An 11,369-nucleotide genomic window follows, 5' to 3' on the forward strand; every position below is an offset into this window, starting at 1 on the left:
AATTATTAATCCTTAATTTTTACGGGATAAAGCTGCTTTTATAGAAAATTTATTTTCCAGAGTATATATTAAGTTTCTACATTGGATCCCTATAACTAGTCAGCATGCTTGTCTGTTTTTCATCATACTGCATCGCAGAGCTCCATGGTAGCTAAGGGTATCACGAAGACCTGTCTTCTTGTCTGATATAAAATATACATCCATCTTTGAACAGTTATTTTTTTCATATACCTAAAGCATGTCAAAAAAATTTATAAAGAATTAAATATAATTAAATATGTTGTTTTAGTTAATTGCAATGAAATCCAAATTATTGTAGAATTTTAAGAGAAGTATCCAGGAGAAGGAAAGGGGATTAACAATGGTATTCAACAAAAAAACTATAGAAGATGTAATTGTTAAAGGAAAAAAAGTATTAGTTAGATGTGATTTTAATGTTCCAATTGTAGATGGACTAATAACAGATGAAAACAGGTTATTAGGTGCTCTTCCTACAATAAAATATTTAATTGATAATGGTGGAAAAGTAATTTTATGCTCACATCTTGGAAAACCAAAAGGAGAGCCTAAGAAGAAGTTATCTTTAGAACCAATAGCAAAGAGATTATCAGAGCTTTTAAGTATAGAAGTTAAATTTGCAGATGATAATAATGTAGTTGGTGAAAATGCTATAAGACTAGTAAAGGAAATGAATGAAGGTGAAGTGGTATTACTTCAAAATACTAGATTTAGAAGTGAAGAAACTAAGAACGAAGATACATTTTCTAAAGAGTTAGCGTCACTTTGCGATATTTTTGTTAATGATGCATTTGGTACTGCACATAGAGCTCATTCATCTACAGTAGGTGTTACTAAATTTGTAGATGTGGCTGTTTGCGGTTATTTAATACAAAAAGAACTTAAATTTTTAGGCGAAGCAGTTGAAAATCCAGTTAGACCTTTCACAGCAATCTTAGGAGGAGCTAAGGTATCTGACAAAATAAACGTTATAAATAATTTATTAGAGAAGGTTGATACCTTAATAATTGGTGGAGGAATGGCTTATACATTTTTAAAAGCAAATGGACACCAAGTAGGGAATTCATTAGTAGAAGAAGATAAAGTAGAATATGCACTTGATATGATGAAAAAGGCAGAAAAAAAGGGAATTAAACTTTTAATTCCTCTAGATCATGTAGTAGCTGATAAATTTTCAAAAGATGCTAAACCTATAATAACAGAAAATGAAAATATTAATGATGGATATATGGGATTAGATATTGGACCGAAGACAAGGGAGCTTTATAAAGGTGCAATAGCTGTATCCAAGACTATAATATGGAATGGACCTATGGGTGTATTTGAGTTTAGTAACTTTGAGGAAGGCACTAAAGCTGTTGGAGAGGCAATGGCAAATAATAATGAAGCTACTACTATAATAGGCGGAGGAGATAGTGCAGCAGCGGTAAATATATTCGGGTTTGGAGATAAAATGACTCATATATCTACTGGTGGCGGTGCATCACTTGAATTTTTAGAAGGAATAGAGCTTCCGGGAATAGTTGCTCTAAATGATAAATAAAAAAATATTAGGCTTGGAGGGATAGTTATGAGAAAAGCAATAATTGCAGGTAATTGGAAAATGCATAAAACTATAAGTGAAGCTGCAGCTTTAGTAGAAGAATTAAAACCATTAGTTAAGGGTGCAACTTGTGATGTAGTTGTATGTCCAACTTCTATATGTCTACCAGCAGTAGTAGAAGTAGCTAAGGGAACTAATATAAAAGTAGGGGCACAAAATATGCATTTTGAAGAAAATGGTGCTTTTACAGGAGAAATTTCACCAATAATGCTTAAGGATTTAGGCGTTGAATATGTAATTATAGGCCATAGTGAAAGAAGACAGTATTTTAATGAAACTGATGAAACTGTTAATAAAAAGCTAAAAGCTGCTTTTACTCATGGACTGATTCCAATATTATGCATTGGTGAATCATTAGAAGAAAGAGAAGCTAATATAACAGAAGAGATATTAGCTAAACAAATTAAATTAGATTTAAATGGAATTACATCAGAAAATGTTAAAGAAATGATTATAGCTTATGAACCAATTTGGGCTATAGGAACTGGAAAAACAGCTACAGCAGATGATGCTAATGAAACAATTGGTTTTATAAGAAAAGTAATAGAAAAGTTATATGGCAGTGAAGTAAGTGAAGCTGTAAGAATTCAATATGGTGGTTCTGTAAAACCTTCTACTATTAAAGAACAAATGGAAAAAGAACATATAGATGGAGGTTTAATTGGAGGTGCTAGTTTAAAAGCACAGGATTTTAGTGCCATTGTAAACTATTAATTTAAGAGGTGGGATAAATAATGGCTAAGAAACCAGTGATGCTAATGATCTTAGATGGATTTGGCTTAAGTGATAATTTAGATGGCAATGCAATAAGAAATTCATATAAGCCCAATTTTGACAAGTTAGTTAATGAATATCCACATACTACATTAAAAGCTAGTGGTATAAGTGTAGGTCTTCCAGAAGGTCAAATGGGAAACTCAGAGGTTGGCCATTTAAACATTGGTGCTGGAAGAATAATTTATCAAGAACTAACAAGAATAAGTAAGGCTATAAATGAAGGCTCATTTTTTAAGAATGATGCCTTTAATAAGGCAATAGATAATGCTATAGTGAATAATTCTTCTATGCATTTAATGGGGCTTTTATCGGATGGAGGAGTACATTCACATATAAATCATCTTAAAGCATTAATTACATTATGCAAAGATAGTGGACTTAAAAAAGTATATGTACATTGTTTTCTAGATGGAAGAGATGTGCTGCCTTCTTCAGCAAAGACTTTTATAGAAGAATTAGAAGCTCATATGAAAGCTGAGAATATAGGAAAGATTGCCACTATATCTGGAAGATATTATGCTATGGATAGGGATAATAGATGGGAGAGGATAGAGCTTGCCTATAATGCTTTAGTTAAAGGTGAAGGTATTAAAGCAAATAATCCTATAGAAGCTATTGAGATGGCTTATCATGATAATAAAACTGATGAATTTGTTATTCCTACAGTGCTATTAGAAGATGGAAGTCCTGTAGCTAAAATATCTAATAAAGATTCAGTAATATTTTTTAATTTTAGACCAGATAGAGCAAGAGAGATAACTAGAGCCATAAATGATAAAGTATTTACTCATTTTGAAAGAGAATCTTTTGATTTAACTTATGTAACTATGACTCAGTATGACAAGACTTTAGAAAATGTAATAGTGGCTTATGCTCCTGAGAGTTACAATAATACTCTTGGACAATACGTAAGTTCTAAAGGGTTAAAACAACTTAGGATAGCAGAAACAGAAAAATATGCCCATGTTACATTTTTCTTTAATGGAGGAGTAGAAGCTCCAAATCCTAATGAGGATAGAGCATTAATTCCTTCACCTAAGGTTGCTACTTATGATTTAAAACCTGAAATGAGTGCTTATGAAGTAACAGAAGAAATTTTAAATAGATTAAATAGCAATGAGTATGATATGATAATACTGAATTATGCTAATCCGGATATGGTAGGTCATAGTGGTGTTATAGAAGCGGCAGTTAAAGCCATAGAAGCAGTAGATATTTGTTTAGGTAAGGTAGCAAATAAGATATTAGAAATGGATGGAACATTATTTATAACTGCTGACCATGGAAATGCAGAGCAAATGATAGATTTCTCAACAGGAAAACCAATGACTGCACATACAATCAATGAGGTACCATTTATTTATGTCTCTAAAGAAGCTAAAGAATTGAGAGAAGGCGGAATATTAGCAGATATTGCACCAACTATGTTAAAAGTTATGAATTTAGATATTCCAAGCGAAATTACTGGAAAATCATTAATTAAATAGTAAATATCTTAATATATATTTCTAAATATTTACCTTATGAGGAGGAGAACTTATATGAAACAACACGTTGAAATTATTGACGTATACACAAGACAAATATTAGACTCAAGAGCATTCCCAACTGTAGAGGTTGAAGTAACTCTAGAGGATGGAACAGTAGGAAGAGCTGCAGTACCATCTGGAGCTTCAACAGGAATATATGAAGCTGTTGAATTAAGAGATGGAGATAAGTCAATATACAATGGAAAAGGTGTTCTAAAAGCTGTTGATAATGTAAACGACATAATAGCTGAAGAATTAATAGGAATGAATGTATTTGATCAAGTTGAAATAGATAAAACTATGATTGAAATTGATGGAACAGAAAATAAAGGTAAATTAGGAGCTAATGCTATGCTTGGAGTATCTTTAGCATGTGCAAGAGCTGCTGCTGAATATTTAGGACTTGGAATTTATCAATATATTGGTGGAGTAAATGCAAAGGTTTTACCAGTACCAATGATGAATATACTAAATGGTGGAAGCCATGCTGACAATAATGTAGATTTACAAGAGTTTATGATAATGCCTGTAGGAGCTAAGTCTTTTAGTGAAGCACTAAGAATGTGTTCAGAAGTTTATCATGAATTAAAATCTATATTGAAATCTAAGGGATTATCAACTGGTGTTGGTGATGAAGGTGGATTTGCACCAGACTTAGCTTCAAATGAGGATGCTATAAAAGTTATCATGGAAGCTATAGAAAAAACTGGATACAAAGCTGGTGAAGAGATATTTATAGCACTTGACCCTGCTTCATCTGAGTTCTATGAAGATGGAAAATACAATTTAGCAGGAGAAGGTAGAGTTCTAACTCCAGAAGAAATGGCTAATTACTATGTTGAACTTTGTGAAAAATATCCGATAATTTCAATCGAAGATGGTATGGCAGAAGAAGATTGGGAAGGATGGAAACATATAACTGAAAAGCTTGGTAAAAAAGTTCAATTAGTAGGAGACGATTTATTTGTTACAAATACTAAGAGATTAGAGATGGGAATTGAAAAAGAAGTTGCTAACTCAATTCTTATAAAATTAAACCAAATAGGTACATTAACTGAGACAATAAATGCTATGGAAATGGCTTCTAGAGCTGGATACACTGCTGTTGTTTCTCATAGAAGTGGAGAAACTGAAGATACAACAATAGCTGATTTAGTTGTAGCAATGAATGCAGGACAAATTAAAACTGGTGCTCCAGCTAGAAGTGAAAGAGTTGCTAAGTACAATCAATTATTAAGAATTGAAGAAGAACTAGGTGACATGGCTGAATATAGAGGAATAAAAGCATTCTATAATATCAAAAGAAAATAATCTATTGTAACACAGGAGATTTAAGCCTCCTGTGTTAACTTTTATGGAATTTATAGTTAATTTTTATATACAATAATGACTTTACATTGTAAATTATAAATTAATATGTTAAAATAAGTACATTAATGGTTAGGTACAGGAGGGGTGTACAAGTGAAAAATGCACTTTTAGCAATTCAAATAATTTCTGCAATTGTAGTAATAGTGTCTATATTATTACAACCAAGTAAAGGAAACGGAATACAAGGATTAGTATCAGGATCTTCAGATACATTTTATTCTAAAAACAAAACTAAAACTAAAGAATCTTTTCTAATGAAACTTACTATAGTTTCTTCAATAGTATTTGTTATTTCTATAACATTAATAAACATGAATTTATAAAAGTTAAAGTAGCGCAGGCTGCTTTAGCTTTTTTTTAACTGTTATAATTCTTTAAATAGATAATTGAGAATATTGAACATGAAATTTTTAACTTTTATAAGATATCATTAAATTAAGATTATATTCAATTTACTTACTAAGTATAGATATACCAGCTCTAAAATTAATATATATGTAAAAAAATAGCATTTATCGGTATTATCACTAATACTACTAAATTCAAAATTCATAATTTAGAATTGATTAACTGTAGCGGCGAATAGTGTTCGCCACATAATAATTAGCAATTGCATTGCTAATTAAAAAATCCATTAAAGAAATTATTTTGATCAAAAATAATTTCTACCTTAATTGTGAATTTTGCATTGTGAATTGTGAATTGAAATACTCAAGGGTGTAACCACATTTAGCTATAAATTAAATTTTAAGGTAGCTTATCTATATATTTATGGTATCTCCTTTCTTTTGTTACAAATATTCCTTAAAATTTCTAATAATTGCAATGAAAATAAAATATAACTTAACTTATTTATAAAAATAATAATTAATTAACATTTATAAACTAAAATATATTTTCCTTTATGAATTCGTATTTACATGCTAAATCATTAAAGTATATAATTAAGGTATGGTAAAGAATAGGTTTATAACAAGGGGGAGAGAGCTCATGGGGGAGTATAAATCAAAGCTAGAAAGCAAGGAAATGGACTTCTTATTTGAGGGAATAGCAAGTTTAAAAACTAAGGAGGAGTTTTATAGATTTTTTGAGGACATATGTACAGTTTATGAAATAAAAGCAATTGAGCAAAGATTACAGGTTGCAAGAATGCTTATGGAAAAGAGAACATATCTTGATATTGCTAGTAGTACTGGAGCAAGTACTGCAACTATTAGTAGAGTGAATAGATCTTTAAATTATGGCAGTGATGGATATAAAATTATTTTTGAAAGAGTAAAGTGGATAGAGGATAAATAGTTAATTATAGAGTAAGAAATCGTGGCATTAAGTCACGATTTTGTTTTTTAGGTTTATTAGAAATGTATCTGTGTTATAATAATAAGATAGTATGTTCGTAACCTATATTTAGTTTAGGAGTGATTTGATGGACTTAGAGCAATTATTAAACAAAGAACAATATGAAGCAGCAGTATATGTTGATGGACCATTACTAATATTAGCAGGTGCAGGTTCAGGAAAAACTAGAGTTTTAACTTATAGAATAGCTCACATGATAGAAGATTTACATATATATCCTTCTCAAATCCTTGCTATAACTTTTACTAATAAAGCAGCAGGAGAAATGAAGGAAAGGGTTATGGCTTTAGTAGGAGAAAAAGCAGAAAATATGTGGATTTCTACTTTTCACTCTAGTTGCGTAAGAATACTTAGAAGAGAAATTGATAGATTAGGCTATAATAAAAATTTTACTATATATGATAGCTATGATGCTAAAACTTTAGTTAAGCAATGTATGAAGGAACTAAGTATAAATGAGAAAGATATAACTGATGGAGAAATTATAAGTAAGATCTCTTCCGCTAAGAACGATTTAATTTCCTCAGAAAAATTTAAAAAAGAGAATGAAAGTGATTTTAGAAAGAATAAAATAGCAGATGTTTATCTTTTATATCAAAAGAAACTTAGGGCTAGTAACTCATTAGATTTTGATGACTTGATATTTAAGACTGTAGAAATTTTAAGGAACTATCCTGATGTAAAGGAATTTTATCAAAAGAAGTTTAAATATATAATGGTTGATGAATATCAAGATACCAATAGAGCACAATATGAACTTGTGAGGCTTTTAGTAAATGAAATGGAGAATATCTGTGTTGTTGGGGATGATGATCAATGTATTTACCAATGGAGAGGTGCAGATATCAGAAATATTTTAGATTTCGAAAAGGACTATCCTAATACAAAGATTATTAAGTTAGAGCAGAACTATCGTTCTAAAGGAAATATTTTAAATGCAGCTAATATGGTTATTAAAAATAACGCTCAAAGAAAAGAAAAAGTATTAAGAACAGAGAGTGAATTAGGAGAAAAGCTTAAAGTGTATAGGGCTTTTAGCGACATAGATGAAGGAAATTTTGTCGCTAGTGAAATTAAAAGGCTTATGAAAGAGCAAAATAAGGGGTTTAAAGATTTTGCTATACTTTATAGAATGAACTCTCAATCTCGTATTTTAGAGGAAGCTTTTAGAAAACAAGATATTCCATATAAAATTGTAGGAGGATTAAAGTTCTACGATAGAAAAGAAATTAAAGATATAATGGCATATTTAAAACTTATAAATAATCCATTAGATGATATAAGTTTAAGAAGAATCATAAATGAACCTAAAAGAAGTATAGGGGATACCACTGTAGGTAAAATTCAAGAGGTAGCAAATCAGCAGGAAGACTGCCTTTATAATACTCTTTTAGATGCAGATATGATACCTAATTTAACTGCAAGAGCAGTGACATCTATAAACAAATTTACAAGTCTTATTAATAGTTTTATAGCAAGAGCAGATGACATGCCTATTTCGGAACTTATTATGGCAATTTTAGATGAAAGTGGTTATATGGCTATGCTTAAAAATTCTAATACTACAGAGGATGAAAGCAGGATTGAAAACTTAAAGGAATTAGTTTCTGATGCTGTAGAATTTGAGAAAACTAGTGATGATAAGTCATTATCAGCATTTTTAGAAAAAGTTACCCTTGTTTCTGACATAGATAATTTAGAAGAAAAAGAAGAAACTTCTGTAATGATGACTGTGCATAGTGCAAAAGGACTTGAATTTCCTGTTGTATTTTTAATTGGTATGGAAAATGGAATTTTTCCAGGTATGAGTTCACTAAATAGTTTTCATGAAATGGAAGAGTCAAGAAGACTTTGTTATGTTGCTATAACTCGTGCTAAAGAGAATTTATATATATCCTCTGCAGAAACTCGTATGGTTTTTGGAAGGACAGTAAATTATCCTGTATCAGACTTTGTATCTGAGATTCCCCAAAGTCTTAAAGAAATCGTAGGTGGAGAAAAAGCAAGGGGAGTAAATACATTTAAAAGTAAAGCTAGGAGTACTTCAGCAGTAAATCCACACTCTTTAAGGGGAATGGAAATGCAAAGAATTACAAATTCTATAACAGAATCGGCAAATTTTATTATAAATGGAGATGAAGATAGTAAAAGTATAGATGCAACTGAGGCTACTCCAGGAAGAAAAGTTAAACACACCAAATTTGGTGTGGGAACAATAATTTCTGTTTCAGGAACTGGAGAAGATATGCTGTTAACTATTGCTTTTGATAATATGGGAATTAAGAAGCTAATGCTTACTAAATCACCAATGGAATTTCTTTAAGGTCTCTGAAATAAAATAACTAGTCAAAGGTAAATGAATATTTTCTTTCATAAAGTCTATAAAATTCATTGATAGCGATTTTATGTAGAAAATATGGCCATATTGACTAGTTATTTTTAAGATGGCTAATATTCGAAAGGAAGTTTTATGATGAATAATAGAGATAGAATGATTTCATTAATTGAAGAGCTTAATAAGTATGCATATGAATATTATGTTTCAGATAAACCTTCAATTTCAGATAAAGAGTATGATAAATTATATGATGAATTAGTTGCTTTAGAAAAGGAATTAGGAGAAATACTACCTCATTCTCCAACTCAAAGAGTTGGAGATGTAGTGCTGCCTGAATTTAAAAAGTATGTTCATAAAGGGAGATTATGGAGCTTAGATAAAGCTCAAAGCTTGCAGGGAATTATAGATTTTCATAATAGAAACTTAAAGGCAATAAGAGAATATAACAATAATCATGAAGATAAATTGCCTAATCCTAGTTATATAGTAACTAAAAAGTTTGATGGACTTTCTATAAACTTAACCTATAATGAGGATGGGGTACTTATAACTGCTGCTTCTAGAGGTACTGGAGAAATAGGAGAGGATATTACTGCACAAGTTAAAACTATAAAGTCTATACCACTTAAGATTAATAATGATAGTGTAATTGAAGTACGTGGAGAGGCTATAATGACAAAGGAAGCCTTTGAAAGTTATAATGCTACTGCAGAAGTTCCACTTAAGAATCTAAGAAATGGTGCTGCAGGAGCTTTAAGAAATTTAAATGTAAGAGAAACAGCGAAGAGAAATTTATCTGCTTTCTTTTATGATATGCCATATAACGAAGGGAATCCCTTTAAAACCTATGAAGAAATGATAAATTTCATTATAGAAAAAGGACTACCTGTAGACTCTTATTTTAAGGTATGTACTACTATTGAAGAGTTAGAAAATGAGATATCTTATATAGAGAGCATACGTAGCGAGTTAAATTATGATATAGATGGAGCAGTTATTGCTATAAATGATATGAAGACTCGTGAACTTTTAGGATACACAGTAAAGTTTCCTAAATGGGCAATTGCTTATAAATTTGAAGCAGAAGAGGCAACTTCTAAAGTATTATCTATAGAGTGGAATGTTGGAAGAAGTGGAAGAGTTACACCTACAGCCATACTAGAGCCTATAGAATTAGGTGGAGTTACAGTAAAGAGGGCTACGCTTAATAATATGGATGATATTAATAGAAAAGGTGTTAAGCTAGGTTGTGATGTTTTTGTTCGCCGTTCAAATGATGTTATTCCTGAAATTATGGGTATAGTAGAATGTACTATAGAAAATTCTTCTGAGATAGAATCACCTAAAGTTTGCCCAAGCTGCGGAGCTGAATTAATTCAAAATGGAGTTCACTATTTTTGTGAAAATACGTTATCTTGTAAACCGCAAATGGTAAAAAGTATAGTACATTATGCTAGTAGAGAAGCAATGAATATAGAAGGGTTTAGCGAAAAAACCGCGGAGGCATTATTTGAGAAGTTAAATATAAAATCTATTCCAGATTTGTATAGAATTAAAAAAGAAGAGCTTTTGAACTTAGAAAAATTTGGAGAAAAAAAATCTCAAAATTTAATTGATGCATTAGAAAAAAGCAAGAATTGTGAATTAGCTTCATTTATATATGCTTTAGGTATTCCAAATGTAGGAAAGAAAACTGCAAAAGATTTGGCTAGTGAGTATAAAACAATGGAAAATTTAGTGAATTCTTCTTTTGAATCTTTAATTAATATTCCGGAAATTGGAGAAATTGTAGCTGAAAGTATTATAGAGTTCTTTAAGTTAGAGAAAGTTGTAGAAAATATTCAACAATTATTCCAATTAGGGGTAAAACCTTATTTTGAGGAGCTAGAGATAAAAGAAAATCCTTTTGCAGGGAAAACTATGGTAGTTACAGGAACTTTGGAAAATTATTCGAGAAATGAAATTAAAGAAAAATTAGAAGCTTTAGGAGTAAAAATATCTAGTAGCGTAAGTAAAAAAACTGATTACGTTTTAGTAGGTAAAGACCCAGGTTCTAAGCATGCTAAGGCATTAGAATTAGAAATTAAGGTATTAAATGAAGAAGAATTTGAAAAAATGATAGATGGATTATAGCATATAAGTTTAGTTAAAACTTTATTATGAGCTTTTATGTTTAAATTTAATAAAAATAAATGAAGAAATAAAGATAAATAAAGCGTTAATCAAAGGATTAACGCTTTGTTTTTTATTCTATAGGAAATTATAAAAAGTTAAATCTGTGGATAACTTTATAGATATACTACTCTAAAATTTAATGTATGCTTGAATATAAGTTATAGCTTGATATATTAATTCACAACTTAGATTAGTGCAC

Annotated in this window: 8 protein-coding genes; all 8 read left to right on the forward strand. The window is 30.2% G+C overall.

Annotated features, from left to right (window positions below; genetic code table 11):
- Positions 1–361 precede the first annotated feature (361 nt).
- The 8 genes from B2W91_RS02915 (at position 362) to ligA (ending at position 11,128) form a co-directional block, all read left to right on the forward strand.
- A complete protein-coding gene (locus B2W91_RS02915) occupies positions 362–1,561 on the forward strand; it encodes a phosphoglycerate kinase (protein WP_291578786.1) in 1,200 nt (399 codons plus the stop codon).
- 27 nt (positions 1,562–1,588) lie between these two features.
- Positions 1,589–2,335 (forward strand): triose-phosphate isomerase, encoded by a 747-nt coding sequence (tpiA, locus tag B2W91_RS02920; RefSeq protein ID WP_291578787.1) that lies wholly within the window; start codon positions 1,589–1,591, stop codon positions 2,333–2,335.
- Positions 2,336–2,355: 20 nt separating this feature from the next.
- Entirely contained in the window at positions 2,356–3,885 is a 1,530-nt protein-coding gene (gene gpmI, locus B2W91_RS02925) for a 2,3-bisphosphoglycerate-independent phosphoglycerate mutase (protein ID WP_291578789.1), read from the forward strand.
- Between the two features lie 54 nt (positions 3,886–3,939).
- Positions 3,940–5,238, forward strand: coding sequence for a phosphopyruvate hydratase (eno, locus tag B2W91_RS02930; RefSeq protein ID WP_291578790.1), 1,299 nt, complete (start codon positions 3,940–3,942; stop codon positions 5,236–5,238).
- Positions 5,239–5,390: 152 nt separating this feature from the next.
- Entirely contained in the window at positions 5,391–5,621 is a 231-nt protein-coding gene (gene secG, locus B2W91_RS02935; RefSeq protein WP_291578791.1) for a preprotein translocase subunit SecG, read from the forward strand.
- 667 nt (positions 5,622–6,288) lie between these two features.
- Positions 6,289–6,597, forward strand: coding sequence for a YerC/YecD family TrpR-related protein (locus tag B2W91_RS02940; protein ID WP_291578792.1), 309 nt, complete (start codon positions 6,289–6,291; stop codon positions 6,595–6,597).
- A gap of 127 nt (positions 6,598–6,724) precedes the next feature.
- A complete protein-coding gene (gene pcrA, locus B2W91_RS02945) occupies positions 6,725–8,980 on the forward strand; it encodes a DNA helicase PcrA (RefSeq protein ID WP_291578793.1) in 2,256 nt (751 codons plus the stop codon).
- Positions 8,981–9,127: 147 nt separating this feature from the next.
- Entirely contained in the window at positions 9,128–11,128 is a 2,001-nt protein-coding gene (gene ligA, locus B2W91_RS02950) for an NAD-dependent DNA ligase LigA (protein WP_291578794.1), read from the forward strand.
- Positions 11,129–11,369 lie beyond the last annotated feature (241 nt).

This window comes from Clostridium sp. UBA6640, assembly GCF_002455975.1.
Classification (GTDB): Bacteria; Bacillota; Clostridia; order Clostridiales; family Clostridiaceae; genus Clostridium_J.